Below are 15,426 nucleotides of genomic sequence, written 5' to 3' on the forward strand. Positions count from 1 at the left end.
CACACACTCCCACGCCCGAAGGCTCGGGACACTGACGGTACACCGCGAAACACAGGGGACGCAGCCAGCGCCGATCCCCTGATCTCTTCGATATACCCGTCAACAAAGTCCACAACGTCCCGCGCGGCCCGCTTGTTCCAGACCGCTCGTCCGGCGGGTCAGTCCCCCGCGCCTCCGTAGACGTGCGGGGCCAGCGTGCCGACGAACGGCAGGTTCCGGTACTTCTCCGAATAATCCAGGCCATAACCGACGACGAACTCGTTCGGGATGTCGAAGCCCAGGTAGCGGCAGTCGATCTCGGTCCGCACGGCCTCAGGCTTGCGCAGCAGCGCGCAGATCTCCAGCGACGCGGGCCCGCGCGAGCGCAGGTTGCTGATCAGCCAGGACAGCGTCAGCCCGGAGTCGATGATGTCCTCGACGATCAGGACATGCCGGTCGATGATGTCGGTGTCGAGGTCCTTGAGGATCCGCACCACGCCGGACGACTTGGTGCCCGACCCGTAGGACGAGACCGCCATCCAGTCCATCGACGCGGGCGTGTGCAGCGCGCGCGCCAGGTCCGCCATGATCATCACGGCGCCCTTGAGCACGCCCACGAGCAGCAGGTCCTTGCCCGCGTAGTCGGCGTCGATCTGTGCGGCCAGCTCCCTGACCTTGGCCTGGAGGTCGTCCTCCGGGATCAGCACCTTCGAAAGGTCGGCGCCCAGGTCCTTCTCGTCCACAACCCCACCCTTATCGAGACGGTCACCCCGCGTGCGCACGGAACGTGCGGGCACGCGCACGGCGCGGCGTCACTCCCGGCCGAACAGCAGCCTCCCATACCGCCGGTACGCGCGGATCCCCCCGGGGAGATCGACGTGCCGCTGCCCTCGCCAGCCCGTGACCAGCCGGTCCACATCATCAACGTGGACGGCCGCGAGCGTACCCGCTGGGCTGCCCGCCTCGATCGCCGCCGCCCGCAGGACACGCGTGCGGACCGCCCGGTTCAGCCCTTCGAGAACCTCGGCCGAGAGGCCGTCCTCTCCGGGGACCCGCGCGCGCCTGAGCCCCTCGGCGGCAAGATCGTCGAGAGCGTCCGCGTCATCGCGCAGGAGACGGGCCGTCCGCGCAAGCGCCTCGGCGACCCCAGGCCCGAGGGTGCGTTCAAGGGCGGGCAACGCCTCCTGCCGGACGCGCACGCGCGTGTAGGCCGGGTCGTCGTTGTGGGGATCGTCCCAGGGTTCCAGGCCGAGGGCCTCGCACGCGCGACGAGTGGTGGCACGGTCCAGCCCGAGCAGTGGCCGTTCGTAACGAACTTCACACTGTTCGTAATGGGTCTGTTCGCAAGGATTCTGCTCGCCGTGATCCCGGCGTCGCACGAAGGACGACGGCATCCCGGCAAGGGACCTCGCCCCGGACCCGCGCGCGAGGCCGAGCAGAACGGTCTCGGCCTGATCATCGCGCGTGTGGCCGAGGAACACCGCGCCCGCGCGCAGCCGCCGCGCCGCCTGGTCGAGCCCCTCATACCGGGCGACCCGTGCCGCGTTCTCGGGCCCGCCCTCGGTGCCGACCGTGACGGCCACCGCGCCCGCGGGGTCGAGCCCCAGCGACGCCATGGCCCGGACGACCCGCTCGGCTCGTTCGGCCGAGCCGTCCTGCAGGCCGTGGTCGATCGTCACGCCTCCCGCCGGACGGGCCGAACGCGGCGCCTCGAACGCGAGCGCGGCGGCGAGAGCGAGCGAATCGGCCCCGCCGCTGCACGCCACCAGCGTCATCGCACCCGGCGGCAGGCCGGCGAGCGCGCGCCGCACCGCCAGCCGCACCGCCGCCACCGCAGGATCAGGCCCCATGCGCCAACCAGTACCACGGGCCTCCGACGTTTCCGCGCGGACGGCCCCCGCGGCGAAGGGTCAGGCTTCGCTCGCCTCGGGCGGCGGCGCGTCCAGCACGGGCGGGTCGAGGACGCGCTGCATCCACAGCGCGGGCTCCTTGATCTCGGCATGCGTGGGGAGCGTCTCGGGCGACTCCCACACGCGGTTGAACTGGGCCATGCCGACCTCCGTCACGACCTGCCGGACGAACCGGGACCCCTCCGCGTACTGCTTCATCTTCAGGTCGATGCCGAGCAGCCGCCGGATCGTCCGGTCCAGCCGCGAACCGCCTTCGCGCCGCCCCTGGAACCGCTCGCGGATCTGCCGGACGGACGGCACGACCTCCGGGCCGACCGCGTCCATCACATAGTCGCCGTGCCCTTCGACCAGCGTCATCACGGCCGTGAGACGGTCGAGGATCTCGCGCTGCCCGGGCGTCTGGATCGCGTCGATGAGGTTGCCCTCGCCCCCGCGCACCGCGTCCGCCACCGCTTCGGCGGCGTCGCGCAGGCGGTCGAGCATCGCACCGGGATCGAGGTCGGACGCCAGCAGGAACTCGGTCATCTGATCCTGCACGTACGAGCGCAGCCAAGGGACGCCGGTGAACTGGGCGCGGTGCGTCTCCTCGTGTAGGCAGACCCACAGGCGGAAGTCACGCTTGTCCACATCGAGCTCCTGCTCGACATAGACGATGTTGGGCGCCACCAGGGTGAGCCGTCCGGCGGGCGCCTCCCCGGACGGATCCGGCGGCAGGAACAGCTCGTACTGCCCGAGAACCCGTCCCGCCATGTACGCCAGGATCGCGCCGACCTGCATCCCCGTGACGCGCGAGCCGACGGCCTGGACCACCGTCCCGCCGGGCCCGCCGCTCAGCAGGCCAGGGCCGCGCTGCTCGGCCATGCGCTCCATCAGCGGTTCCAGGACGACCCGGAACCCGTCCACGTTCGTCCTGATCCAGCCCGGCCGGTCGACGATCGTCGCGGGGGCGGGATCGGCCTCGATCGGAAGCCCGGTGAAGTCCCGCACGTGCCCGTGCGCGATGCGGGACAGCTCGCGCAGCTGCGCCACCACCTCGCGGGCCTCGGCGGGCTCGACCTGGGGGCCGGGCCGGACGAACCGGGTCCCGGTCTGCACCGCGACGTTCCAGTCGATCATTGAGGCGCTCATGTCCACCCACCGTACGTTCGCGATCCGGCGCCGGAGCGCCCTGCACGTCCCGTTCAACGAACAGCCGTTCCGGTTTATCTCCCCCACGCCACAAACGCTAAGCGCAAGCGTCATGCGCGGGCATGAGGCGAAGTCCACGCGGGCACGAGACGCCGCCGCGCGCCTGCGCCTGGGACAGCCCGGCCCTCTGAACGGCCGGATCCGGCCCACCGCTCCCGCGCCTGGGCCCGCCGTTCGCGCGCCTGGGCGTGGGGGTCAGCAGCCGCAGCCGGCGAGGACCGTGGCGAGCTGGTCGAGCTTGCCCGGATCCACGGAGGTCTTGCCGTCGCCGGCCATGAAGGCGAACGCGAGCAGGCGCCCATCGGTGTCGGTGGCGAGTCCTGCGAGCGTGTTGACCCCCGACAGCGTGCCGGTCTTGGCCCTGATCACGCCCGCGCCGCCGGCGCTGGCCGCGGTCGTGTAGCGCGGCGGCGCGAGCGTCCCGGTGAACCCCGCGACCGGCATCCCGGTGATGGCCGCGCGCAGGTCAGGGCGCTGCGGGGAGGCGGCGAGCGCCGCGATGCGCGCGAGCGCGAGGGGCGTGATCCGGTTCCGGGTGGACAGCCCGCTGCCGTCGGAGACGTCCACGCCGGTCGTGATGCCGAGGCCGGCCAGGGTCTCGCGGACGGCGCGACCGCCCCCCTCGAACGACACCGGCAGCCCCTTCTTCATGGCGACCTGCCGCGCCATGGCCTCGGCCACATCGTTGTCGCTCTCGGTCATGGCGTGCTCGATGAGCGCGGAGATCGGGGGCGACTGCACCGCACCAAGCTGCTGCGCGCCCGCAGCGGCCGTGGCACGTCGTCCCGCCTTGGCCGAGACTCCGTAACGCTTCAACAACTTCGCGAACGCCTGAACGGCCGCGGCAGGCGGATCCGGAACGCGCGGCTGTGCGTGCGCGCCGGGCCCGTTCACGCGTCCTTCGTCGACGGTCAAGGCCGTCATAGGAGCGACCTCGCCGTCCGGGATGTAGTTGCGCTTCCACCCGGGGGCTATCCGCGAGCCCTGGTAGGCGGACGCGTCGTAGTCGACCCGGACCTGCCGCACCCCCGCGCGCGTGAGGGCACCGGCGGTCTGCTTGGCCAGATCCGGCAGCGACGCATACGTCGGGCGACCCGTCCCAGGCTTCTGGGGTTGCGCCGTCAGCGTGTTGTCGCCGCCCCCGACGAGCACCACACTGCCGTCCGCGCCACGGACCGCCCGGGTGGTGATCCTGTGCTGCGGCCCCAGTGCGGCGAGCGCCGCGACGGATGTGGCCAGTTTCGTCGTGGACGCGGGCGTGGCGGCCCGGTCGGCGCGCTGGGCGAACAGCGGCTGCCGCGTCGCCGCGTCGATCACCACGGCGTTGATCCTCGGGCCGGGCTGGTTCAGCACCGCCGACAACCGCGCCGCCAGCGTGGACGGGCTCGGGGACCGCGCCGCCAGCGGGTCGACCGGCCTCAGGCCGCCCGAGGTGGGCACCGGATCATGCGCCGCGACCGATGGCGGCTGTGGCGAAAGATGCCTGGCAGGTGTGAGTTTCACCACTGCGAATGCGGCGACGAACGCGAAAACATTGAGTAGGGCCAGTGTGCCCAAGGCGAGCGTCCGAGCACGTGTCACGACCGGGACGCCCCTCCCCAACTCAGCACTCACCAACGTGCGACATCCTTATAGTTGCGTCCTCGCCCGCGCGTGAGGACGCGCGCCACGATATAAGGGGCTGCGATCCTCGCCGCCCTCCCGCCAGGGATCGGGCGCGCGAACCGGGGGAGACCCTGCCGTACGGCCTTCGCCGCCACGGCACGTACAGACTAAGACCGCGACCACGCGGGAAGCGGAGGACATCTTGGAATTCGACGTCACCATCGAGATTCCGCGGGGCAGCCGGAACAAGTACGAGGTGGACCACGAGTCCGGCCGCATCCGGCTGGACCGCATGCTGTTCACCTCGACGCAGTACCCGGCCGACTACGGCTTCATCGAGGACACCCTCGGCGAGGACGGCGACCCGCTGGACGCCCTGGTCATCCTTCAGGAGCCGACCTTCCCCGGCTGCCTGATCAAGTGCCGCGCGGTCGGCATGTTCCGGATGACGGACGAGGCCGGCGGCGACGACAAGGTCTTGTGCGTCCCGTCGACCGACCCCCGCATGGAGCACCTGCGCGACATCCACCACGTGCCGGAGTTCGACCGCCTGGAGATCCAGCACTTCTTCGAGGTCTACAAGGACCTCGAGCCCGGCAAGTCCGTCGAGGGCGCGAACTGGGTCGGCCGTGTCGAGGCCGAGGTCGAGGTCGAGCGCTCCCGCAAGCGGTTCGCCGACCTGGGTCACTGACCGCCGGGGACGGCGGCCGCCGTCCCCGTCCCGCGTGGTCACGGCGTCATCCGGAGGGCCGGGTGGCGCCGATGAGGTCTCCGCGCCAGATGGAGGAGACCCGGACGCTGGCTCCGGTGTAGGGGGCCTCCACCATGCGCCCCCTCCCAATGAAGATCCCGACGTGGTGGATCGTGTCCGGATTCGCCTTGTCCTTGGCGAAGAAGACCAGGTCCCCCGCCTTGAGGCTCCCGAGCGGCACGTGCGGGCCGGACGTCCACTGCGTGCCCGTCCAGTGGTCGAGCCGCACGCCCGCCTTGTTCCACGCGTACAGGGCGAGGCCCGAGCAGTCGAACCCGTGGATGCCGGCCCCCTGCTCGATGCCGTAGCTGGGCCCGCTCGCGGTGCCTCCGCCCCACGAGTACGGCGTTCCGAGCCATTTGAGGGCGGCGCGTGCGACCAAGGCCCCCATCCCGGAACCGACCGCCGCTCCGGCCGATCCCGTCCCAGAGGTGCCCTGGCGGGCCTTGGCCGCTTCGGCCGCCTCGAGTGCCGCCGCCCGCTGTTGTGCGAGGTCGGCCGCGCGCGCACGAGCCGTGCCAAGGCTCCGCTCCAGCGTCTTCTTCTGTTCGCTGATGCGCGCTACAGCGACCTTCTGCTGCTCCAGGATCCTCTGGGCCGCGCTCTTGGCGTCGGCAGCCTGCCTGGTGGCGGTCTGCTGGTCCCGGTACGCCTGCGCGGCCTGACGCCTGAACACGTTCGCGACGATGCGGGACGCCTCGACCCGCTTGATGACCTCAGTGCGCCTGCGCGCGAGGATCTCGACCATCCCCGCCCGGTCCATGAAGCCCTGCGGCCCGCCCTCGCCCGCGACGGCCGCGGCCCAGGGATTGACGCCGGTGTTCTGCCGGTAGGCGTCGGCGGCGAAGGACGCCAGCTGCCGCTGGGCTTCGGCATAGCGCTGCTGAGCGCCGGCGACTCGTTGCTGCGCCGCCTGATAGGCCTGCTGCGAACGCTCCAGCCTCACCTGTTCGCCGTTGTACTGCTCCACGGCGGCCTCGGCGGCGACGGCCAGCCGCTCCTGCTCGCCGTCCGCGCGGGCGAGCTGCGCCTTCGCGCGTCCGACCGCCTCGGCCTTCTTGCGCACGTCGTCCTTGCTCTTGGCGACGTCGTCGGCACTGGGCGACGGCCTGTGGACGACCCGCCCGGCCATGACGGCGGCCTGGGCGGACGTGGGGACGGCGGTCAAGCCGACCGCGATTCCGGTGGAGACGGCGACCAGCCGTACGGCGACCTCACGGGAGGCCGTGCCGGTGACGGCGGCAATGGCGGTCGCGCGTCGACGGGGTACCGGGGTGCACATTGACTGAAACACGGTCCTCCCCTGCCGAAATTCACACTGAGCAAGTAGCAACTACTCACAGTAATTCTCTTGCGGCTCAATATGAACTTCCGCCGCGGCTTCTTCGGCGTTCCCTCGCGACGCAGGAGGATCAGGAAACGGGGCGGCCATCCAGCCCGAACGGTCGAGTGGTCCATGGGCGGACGGACGCACACAGGAAACCGAATCCGGCGCGTCTCGGAGATTCCCGGTGCGTTCCCAACAGACCCACCCCCTTCCGGCGCCTACAACGCCGCCGGCTTCGCCACGGCGGCCTCGCCCGTCAGGACCGCGCCGCTCCGTCAGGACCGCGCCGCTCCGTCACGGCAGCGCCGCTCCGCTACGGCGTCGTCGGCTTCACGGACGGCGCATTTGTCGTGGGCGATGACGACGATGCCGGTGGCGAACTCGGCGGGGGGTTGGAGGGCTGTGGCGTGGACGTGAACGGAGGCGATGCCGACGGTGGCGGCGCGGACGAGCCGGGTTCCTCCGGAGGCGGCGCGCCCGGCAACCACCTCTGTTCGGGCGGCACCGGAAACCCTCCACTCGACCCACCAGGGTTTTCGCCCCCACCGGACTGAATCTGCCCCGGACGTGCAGGCACCGTAGGCGGAGCCCCCGAACCCGCGACGCCGAGCGAATACGCGGCCGACGCCGGGGTCGCATCGTTGCGCCCGCTCGAACCCCGCCCGCTGCGACTGTTGGCCTTGAGGCCGCCGGGCGCCAGCACCGTCGGATGCGGGACCACACCGGCCGCTATGGCGTGGACTCCGCGTCCAACCTGTCCGGTGAGCGCCATGAAGGCCGCCAGAGTCCCTCCGGAGAGCACCATAAGTGCGGCAATTGCGGCGGCTGCCCGCCTCCCCGTGCGCGCATTGGGCGGTCTATCTGTCGGCGTGGGCGCCTTGAATCGGAACTTGATGCGGCGTCCCGCCGTTCGCCGTGCGAGCCCAGAACGGTGCGACCAGACGGGGAAGCCCTCCGCGTCGTAGTCCATGACCCGCGTGGCGATGAACAGGCGATATCCGACCAGTTCAGCATTGAGGAAACTGTCGAGCACTCGCTCGCGCAGGTCGTCCGGCAGAGGCACCCAAGGCAGCAGCCGGACGACCTTGGCCACGGACACGGTGCGCGGTTTGGAGGCCGCGCACTCCCCGCACTCATCGGCATGCAGGACGAGCTGTGCTCGAAGCACCGGCGTGAGGTCACCGCGTCGCGCGCGCAGGAGCCGTGCGCGTTCGGCGCACCCAAAGGGCCCCTGGTCGACCAGGATCTCCGCCACCAGTGCGGTCTCCAGATCGACGGCCGCGAGCTCGAGCTCCTCCTCGACCCGCTTGGCGGGCGTCCTCGTCACGCGCGCGATGTCATCGACCACCAGGTCATGCCGGAGATTCAGGTCCAGGAGCTCACGCTGCCTCCGGGACAAGACAAGGACGGCACGCCAGGCCAGGAGCCGCTGATCGACGTCGTCCTGGTCATGGCTGGCGACGGGCAGATCCGGCGTCCGCTCCTGCTCCGGCTCACGGCGATCGCACTCCAGCCTGGTGAGGGCATAGAGCCAGGATCCGAAGAGCTCGGGATCACCCAGCCGCTCGATCTGCGCCTCGGCCACGACGAAGGCGTCCCTGACGGCGACTCGCGCCGCGTCCAGATCACGCAGGCGCATCCAGCAATAGGCGTAGAGCCGTTCGGCGTAGGCGTCGTACACCGCGGAGGGTGCACCCGGGTCCCGCGCGCGTAGCGCCTCGACCAGGAGACGGTCGTCCATAGGGAGAAAGCTAAAGGCTCCGCCGACCTATTAGCGTCGAATTCAAAAGTTCGGACGCCTTCACCGGCCGAACCGGAATGCAATTGTTCACCAATCCGCACTTTGCCCGCTATGGTCAACTTGTCGATATTCGCCCGACGGTGGCGCGGTCCGAATGCGGAGTCCGAGTGCAAAGTCCGATCGCCTGGGGTCAATGAACTTGACACTGTCACGATGACAGTGTCATCATCGGGGGGTGGATGAGACCTGGACGATCAGCGAACTGGCGGAGCACGCGGCGGCCGCCCTGGCCGCCGACGGTGTCCCGCAGGCCAACGGGCGCGTTCGCGATCTTCCCAACGAGCGGCTGATCCGCTGGTACACCAGCATCGGCCTGCTCGATCCGCCGCTCGGCCGCCGGGGACGCACCGCCCTGTACGGCCCTCGGCACCTGCTCCAGCTCCTCGCCGTCAAGCGACGCCAGGCCCTCGGCCGCTCGATCGCCGAGATCCAGGTCGAGCTGGCCGGCGCGCCCGACTCCCTGCTCCGTGGCATCGCCGCCCCCGAGACCGATTCCGGCGCCCTCCCCCAGGCGGGAGCGGAGTCGGTGGCAGGCGGTCCGACGGCGACGGGGGCAGGCGGGCAGCACCACACCGTCACCGACGGCCGTTTCGACACTGTCGCAGGAGGTCCCGGCGACAGTGTCGAGATCGACATCGCCCGTCCGCGTGATTCCTTCTGGACCGTGCAGCCCAGCACCCGGTTCCATCGGGAACCGACGCTGGGGGCACCTCCGGTCGACGAGCCCGCCCTCGTGCAGGGGGTCCGGCTCGCGCCCGGCGTCACCGTCATCGTCGAGACGCGACACCTGAGCGGGGACGACCTCGCCGCCATCGCGGAATCGGCCGCACCACTGCTCGACACCCTCCGGCGTCGCGGCCTGCTCGAACAGGCCGGCCGCGACGGCTCCCCCCATCAGCACTCTCCCGGGAGGCACCAGTGACCGTGCGCATCGCCCCGCTCCCCGAACCCGCCGCCCCTCCGTCCCCGGACGGGGGACTGGGCGCGCTCCGCACCGAGAAGGGCAACCTGCCGCTCGACTCGGTCGACGTCCACGCGGCCGTGAGCGGCCTCGCCGCGTCGGTCACCGTCGTGCAGGGGTTCCGCAACCCCTTCGACGTCCCGCTGGAGGCGACCTACGTCTTCCCGCTGCCCGACCGGGCGGCCGTCACCTCGCTGCGCATGGAGGCGGCGGACCGGGTGATCGACGGCGTTCTGAAGGAGCGCGGCCGGGCCCGGCAGGAGTACGACACCGCCATCGCCTCGGGCCGCCGCGCCGCCATCGCCGAGGAAGACCGTCCCGACGTGTTCACCATGCGCGCCGGCAACATCCTGCCCGGCGAACGTGTGACGGTGCGCCTCGTTATCACGCAGCCGCTCCCCTTCGAGACCGTCTCCGGCGGCTCCGGCGGAGAGGCGACCTTCCGGTTCCCCCTGGTGGTCGCGCCGCGCTACATCCCCGGCACACCGCTCGACGACGAGGCCGCCGGGACGGGCGTCGCCGCCGACACCGACGCCGTGCCCGACGCGTCCCGCATCACGCCGCCCGTCCTGCTGCCCGGCTTCCCGAACCCGGTCGCGCTCTCCCTCGCCGTCGACATCGATCCCGGCACGCTGCCGCTCAGCGAGATCCGCTCGGCGCTGCACGTCGTCGCCGAAGACGCGGCCGAGGGCCGCACCACCGTGCGCCTGCACCCCGGCGAACGGCTGAACCGCGACTTCATCCTGCGCCTGGTGTTCGACACGCCCGCCGCGGGCACCGCCTCGCTGACACTGACACCGGACGAGGAAGGCGACGAGGGCACCTTCAGCCTGACCGTGCTGCCATCCGCCGAGAGCGGCCACGCGCGCCCGCGCGATGTGGTGCTGGTGCTCGACCGCTCGTACAGCATGCACGGCTGGAAGATGGTCGCCGCCCGCCGCGCCGCGGCCCGCATCGTCGACACGTTCACGCCCGCCGACAACTTCGCGGTCCTGTCGTTCGACAACCTCGTGGAGTCCCCGCCCGACCTCGGCCCCGGCCTGTCCCCCGGAACCGACCGCAACCGGTTCCGCGCCGTAGAGCACCTCGCGACGCTGAACGCCCGCGGCGGCACCGAGATGCTCGTCCCGCTCGAGCAGGCGTGCGCGCTGCTCTCCCGATCCGGTCCGGAGCGCGACAGGGTCCTGGTACTGGTGACGGACGGCCAGGTCGGCAACGAGGATCAGATCCTCAACCGCCTCCAGCGCAGGCTCCGCGACGTGCGGGTGCACACGGTCGGCATCGACCGCGCCGTGAACGCCGGATTCCTCAACCGCCTCGCCACCGCCGGTGGAGGCCGCTGCGAGCTCGTCGAGTCCGAAGACCGGCTGGACGAGGCGATGGAACGCGTCCACCACCGGGTGGGCGCGCCTCTGGTGACCGACCTGTCGCTGCGTCCGGACGGTCTCGACCTGCTCACCGACACGATCACCCCGCATCGACTGGGCGCGATCTTCCCCGGTGTCCCCCTCATCGTGACCGGACGTTTCCGTGGCGGCCCCACCGGATCCCTCGTCCTGCACGGCAGGTCTCCGGACGGCTCGCCACGTGAACACCGCGCACCCGGCGTGAAGTCCGACGCCCCGATGGCGTCCGCGCTGTGGGCGCGCGCTCACCTGCGCGACCTGGAAGACCGCTATGCCGTGAGCGGCTCGACCGCGTTGGAGGCCGACATCGTCGAGACCTCCCTCCGGTTCGGCGTCCTGTGCCGCTTCACCGCGTTCGTCGCGGTCGACAGCCGCGTCGTCAGCGAAGGCCAGAACCCCCACCAGGTGACGCAACCGGTCGAACTCCCTGACGGCTGGACCGCCCCCGGAGCCCCGGATGAGGTCTACAGCAGCGCCGCCACCCTCGCCCAGGGCGACTATGGTTCCCTCCCCCTGCCCGTATCCGCCCCCGGGTTCCCCCCGGCCCCCAGCGGCCCTCCGGCGCCGGCGGCCCCACGCGCCATGTCCCCTTCTCCGCTGCGGGGCAGCACCCGCGGTGTCCGGCCCGCGTCCGGAGGAGCCCGCCCCTCGGACTTCGACGACGTCGACATCCCCGATTTCCTGAAGGAAGGTTCAGCGCCGGCCGCTCCGGCCTCCGCACCGAGCCCCCCGGTCCCAGCGCCTCCGGCAGCACCGAGTGGTCCCGGCTCATCCCCCGTTTCGGCGCAGTCCGCGCCCGAGGCACAGCCTTCGAAGCGCCGGGTGGGCCCCAACCTGCGACAACCGGTCGATCCCACCGAAGAACCCACCACCGGCAAGACGTCCGCCGAGGTCGCCCGTCACCTGAAGGGCGAGCTCGACCACATGCGCAGGGTCCCCGAAGCCGACCGTCCGTCCCATCTCGACACCCGACTCCTGCCCTTCCTGACCTGGCTGCTGTCCAGCGGCCTCGTCCTGACCCCATCCGTCCGCACCTCCCTGGACGACCTCGCGCAGAGCATCCGCGACCTCCGCGAACCGGCCAAGGAAGTCGCCCCGCCCCGAGCCGCCAAGGTCTGGCAGCAGGCCATCGACACCTTGGAGAACCTCACGTCTATTAGCCCGACCAGCCGCACCCCCTTCTGGAAGCGCCAGCGGTAACCCGTCTCACGACCACGAGTCCAAGCCAAGGGCAGACGCCGGGCCGGGACCGCTGCCCCGCAACGTCCCGGCCCCGCTGCACGCATCTCCATAACGGACGCGCCACCCAGACCCGGCCCGCCACGCACGCCGAACCCGCACCTCGCGCCAGCGCCGCGAACTCTTGTGGACCGGCTTGTGCGGACCAACCGCTGACGCGAAAGCGCGCAGCCCACGCGCCGTCTTGACGTGACACGAGCTGAGGGGCGATGGGAAGCGGTCTTCAGTGGTGGCTTCGAAGCCCAACTCCGCCTCGCCCTTCGGCCCAGATCCGAGGGGGCCAGAGTCGGCCCGACGATGCCATGATTTGGCGCAGGCCAGCTGCAGAAACCTCGGGGTGAGCGCCTGTCCCGGCGGAAATTGACGCCGACTGGAGCCGGCGCTCGCGCTCGCCACACCCGGTGCAGGCGTAAGGACGCGAAGCAAACCAGACATACATGCCCCAGGGGCGCGGGCCTGGGCACGCGGGCCCGCAGGCCCAGACCTCGGCATGCAGGCCCCAACGTCCAAACCCCGGCCCGCGGTCCCCAACATGCGAGCCCCTATGGCCAGGCCCCAACCACGCAGGCGCCGAGCACGAGCCCCGGCGCGCGGGGCGCAGGCCTCGACGTGCAGGCCCCCAGCCAGGCAGGCAACATGCGCGAGCCCCCGGCGCGGTGCGCGGCGCGCGGCGCGCGGGGCACGGGGCACGGGGCACGGGGCACGGGGCACGGGGCACGGGGCACGGCGCGCGGCGCGCGGTGTCCGGGGGCCGGGGGCCGAGGGCCGGGGGCCGGGGCCGGGGCCGGGCACCAGCGTGGAAGCTCAAGTGCGCCCCCGGGTGTAGGCCCGGACTGCAGGGCGGGTGTCTGGGCCCGGCGTCTGAGCCCGGAGTGCGGCCTCAGAGCGTGGGAGCCCAAGCATCGACCCCGGTTGCAGACGCGGACTACAGGCCCGGGCGTCTGGGCCCGGCGTCTAAGCCCGGAGTGCGGCCTCAGGGCGTGGGAATCCAAGCATCGACCCCGGTTGCGGGCGCGGACTACAGGCCCTGCGTCCGGGGCTCGACATGTGGGCTTTAGAACGTAGGAACCCGAGCGTGGAACCCGGGGTATGGCCCCCGGTGTGGGGCTGAGGGTTTTGCAGGTTCGGGGCCGGGGCTGCCGGGCCGGGTTTGCGGGGTCGGGATTGCGGGGCCGAGTTTGCGAGGGTGGAGCTCGGGTCGCCGGGGCCGGGGTCGCCGGGCTGGGGTCTGTGGGGCTCGGGGCTGCTGGGGCCGAGGTTGCGGGAGCTGAGATCTGCGGGAGCTCGGGGTCTGCGGGAGCTCGGGGTCTGCGGGAGCTCGGGGCTGCAGGAGCTGAGGTCTGCGGGGGCTCGGGGTCGCCGGGGCCAGGGTCGCCGGGCCGGGGTTTGCGGAGCTCGGGGTCTGCTGGGGCTCGGGGTTTGCGGGGGCTCGGGGGGTTCGCAGGGGGTCGGGGGGGTTCGCGGGGGGTCAGGGGGTTCGCGGGGGTCGAGGTTGCGGGGGCTCGGGGGGTTCGCAGGGGTCGGGGTTGCGGGGTATGGGGGCGCTCCGGGGCCTTGGGGTGGGACCGGGGCGCGGGTTTTGACTTGTTGGGCGGCGAGGACCTGCTCGGGCACGGCCTGCTGCCGGACGGGGGTGGCGACATCACGGGCCGGTCGGTGTGGGTGGGGCCGGCCCGTGATGGTCGGGGTTGTCAGGGCTCGATGGGGGCGGGGACGGTGGCGCGGGAGCGGGTGAGGTTGAGGAGGGGGATGAGGTTGAAGGCGAGCCCGACGATGGCGACGCCGGTGACCAGGTTGAGGCCGGGGTGGAAGGGGGCGAAGTCCGCGGCCGGGTGGGAGTCACTGGCGACCAGGGCGGTGACGCCGGCGAGGACGAGGGCGGCGCCGACCTGGCCGGAGGTCTGGACGAGGCCGGAGGCGAGGCCCTGTTCGGAGTCGGCGATGCCGTCGGTGGCCTGGGCCATGATCGAGGAGAAGCCGAAGGCGAAGCCGCCGCCGAGCAGGATCATCGTCGGGAAGATGGTGAACGCGTAGTGCGGGCTGTTCCCGGCGGTGGCGAGGAACCAGACGTAGCCGAGGGCGAGCGAGACCATCGAGCTGATGATCAGGCGTGAGGTGCCCCAGCGGTCGATCAGGCGTCCGACGAACGGCGAGCCGAACGCGACGATGAGGCCGGCGGGCAGCAGGGCGAGCGCCATCTTCAGTGGCGACCAGCGCAGGACGTCCTGCAGGTAGAGGGTCATCATGAACTGGAAGCTCATGTAGGACCCGAACAGGGCGATGACGCTGACGTTCGCGCGGACGATCGAGCCGACGCGCAGGATGCCGAGCCGGACCAGCGGGTGCGCGACGCGCCTCTCGGTGATCACGAAGCCGACCAGCAGGGCGGCGGCGAGGACGATCGAGCCGACGGTCAGCGGGTCCAGCCAGCCGCGGGCGGGCGCGGTGACGACGGTGTAGACGGCGAGCAGCATCCCGCTGGTGAGGGTGACCGCGCCGACCAGGTCGTGGCCGCCCTCGGCGGCGGGCTTGTCCCGCGGGATGAGCACGATGCCCACGGCGAGGGCGATGAGCGCCAGCGGGACGGGGGTCAGGAAGGTCCAGCGCCAGCCGACGCTGGTGAGCAGCCCGCCCAGGATCAGGCCGGACGAGTAGCCGCTCGCGCCGAACACCGAGAAGACCGACAGCGCCCGGTTGCGGGCGGGGCCCTCGTGGAAGGTGGTGGTCAGGATGGACAGGGCGGTCGGCGCGGTGAACGCGGCGGCCAGTCCCTTGACGAAGCGGGTCGCGATCAGCAGCGTCCCGTCGTCGACCAGGCCGCCGATCAGGGACGCGACGGCGAACACGCCGAGGGCGATGAGGAACACGCGGCGGCGTCCCAGCAGGTCGGCGGTGCGTCCGCCGAGCAGCAGGAGCCCGCCGTAACCGAGGACGTAGCCGTTGACGATCCACTGCAGCGAGGTGGTGGAGAGCCCGAGCTCGGTGCCGATGGACGGCAGCGCCACGCCCACCATCGACACGTCCAGCCCGTCGAGGAACAGCACGGCGCACAGCACCGCGAGCACTCCCCACAGCCTGGGGGTCCAACTCTGTTCGGCCGGAGCGTCCGGGGACGCCGGCACTCCGGTCACGGACGAAGGGGAGGTTTCGGTGATGGTCACGTCGGAGGACAGTACATGCACGTGCATTCAATGTCCAAGCATTAATTTCTGGCGAAATTAATCCGCGTGCATTGGATGCGTCGGAGCGGTAGGATGCG

10 protein-coding genes are annotated in these 15,426 nt (G+C 71.5%); 3 read left to right on the top strand and 7 right to left on the bottom strand.

From position 1 onward, the window contains the following. Positions 1-158 precede the first annotated feature (158 nt). From hpt to dacB, 4 genes are all read right to left on the bottom strand, one after another. A complete protein-coding gene (gene hpt / locus AB0L06_RS06270) occupies positions 159-722 on the bottom strand; it encodes a hypoxanthine phosphoribosyltransferase (protein ID WP_500229828.1) in 564 nt (187 codons plus the stop codon). A gap of 69 nt (positions 723-791) precedes the next feature. Next, positions 792-1,829 (bottom strand): tRNA lysidine(34) synthetase TilS, encoded by a 1,038-nt coding sequence (tilS, locus tag AB0L06_RS06275; protein ID WP_500229829.1) that lies wholly within the window; start codon positions 1,827-1,829, stop codon positions 792-794. A 60-nt stretch (positions 1,830-1,889) separates the two neighbouring features. Next, complete coding sequence (locus tag AB0L06_RS06280; RefSeq protein WP_500229884.1) at positions 1,890-3,005, bottom strand: zinc-dependent metalloprotease; 1,116 nt, start codon at positions 3,003-3,005, stop codon at positions 1,890-1,892. A 267-nt stretch (positions 3,006-3,272) separates the two neighbouring features. After that, on the bottom strand, positions 3,273-4,517 hold the full coding sequence (gene dacB / locus AB0L06_RS06285) for a D-alanyl-D-alanine carboxypeptidase/D-alanyl-D-alanine endopeptidase (RefSeq protein ID WP_500229830.1): 1,245 nt from the start codon (positions 4,515-4,517) through the stop codon (positions 3,273-3,275). 367 nt (positions 4,518-4,884) lie between these two features. On the opposite strand from dacB, the gene AB0L06_RS06290 reads away from it, so the two are divergent. Next, positions 4,885-5,373, top strand: coding sequence for an inorganic diphosphatase (locus AB0L06_RS06290; RefSeq protein WP_026414139.1), 489 nt, complete (start codon positions 4,885-4,887; stop codon positions 5,371-5,373). Positions 5,374-5,419: 46 nt separating this feature from the next. Here AB0L06_RS06290 and AB0L06_RS06295 read toward each other — a convergent pair whose 3' ends face one another. Next, complete coding sequence (locus AB0L06_RS06295; protein ID WP_500229831.1) at positions 5,420-6,727, bottom strand: C40 family peptidase; 1,308 nt, start codon at positions 6,725-6,727, stop codon at positions 5,420-5,422. 346 nt (positions 6,728-7,073) lie between these two features. Then, complete coding sequence (locus tag AB0L06_RS06300) at positions 7,074-8,501, bottom strand: RNA polymerase sigma factor (protein WP_500229832.1); 1,428 nt, start codon at positions 8,499-8,501, stop codon at positions 7,074-7,076. A gap of 235 nt (positions 8,502-8,736) precedes the next feature. Between AB0L06_RS06300 and AB0L06_RS06305 the strand changes: the two genes are divergently transcribed. Both AB0L06_RS06305 and AB0L06_RS06310 read left to right on the top strand, forming a co-directional pair. Continuing rightward, on the top strand, positions 8,737-9,483 hold the full coding sequence (locus AB0L06_RS06305) for a MerR family transcriptional regulator (RefSeq protein WP_500229833.1): 747 nt from the start codon (positions 8,737-8,739) through the stop codon (positions 9,481-9,483). After that, positions 9,480-12,128, top strand: coding sequence for a VIT domain-containing protein (locus AB0L06_RS06310; protein WP_500229834.1), 2,649 nt, complete (start codon positions 9,480-9,482; stop codon positions 12,126-12,128). The genes AB0L06_RS06305 and AB0L06_RS06310 overlap by 4 nt, the downstream gene beginning before the upstream one ends. Positions 12,129-13,858: 1,730 nt before the next feature. Here the strand turns inward: AB0L06_RS06310 and AB0L06_RS06315 are convergent. Then, entirely contained in the window at positions 13,859-15,355 is a 1,497-nt protein-coding gene (locus AB0L06_RS06315) for an MFS transporter (protein WP_500229835.1), read from the bottom strand. Positions 15,356-15,426 lie beyond the last annotated feature (71 nt).

The organism is Spirillospora sp. NPDC052269 (assembly GCF_040679435.1).
In the GTDB taxonomy this organism is placed as follows: domain Bacteria; phylum Actinomycetota; class Actinomycetes; order Streptosporangiales; family Streptosporangiaceae; genus Spirillospora.